At 55.3% G+C, this 291-nt stretch carries 1 rRNA gene (only partly in view); it reads right to left on the bottom strand.

Features of this window, described 5'->3' with window-relative positions:
* A 23S ribosomal RNA gene (locus tag AAFU51_18805) occupies window positions 1–291 on the bottom strand (its annotated part extends past both window edges: 399 nt to the left, 318 nt to the right); the annotation flags it as partial.

Raw genomic sequence — 291 nt, forward strand, 5'->3', positions numbered from 1 at the left:
GACGTACTACCGCCCCAGGATGCGATGAGCCGACATCGAGGTGCCAAACCTCCCCGTCGATGTGAACTCTTGGGGGAGATCAGCCTGTTATCCCTAGAGTAACTTTTATCCGTTGAGCGACGGCCCTTCCACTCGGAACCGTCGGATCACTAAGGCCGACTTTCGTCTCTGCTCGACCTGTATGTCTTGCAGTCAAGCTCTCTTATGCCTTTACACTCTACGACTGATTTCCGACCAGCCTGAGAGAACCTTTGCACGCCTCCGTTACCTTTTAGGAGGCGACCGCCCCAG

Source organism: Bacteroidota bacterium, assembly GCA_039821555.1.
In the GTDB taxonomy this organism is placed as follows: Bacteria; Bacteroidota; Rhodothermia; order Rhodothermales; family Rubricoccaceae; genus JBCBEX01.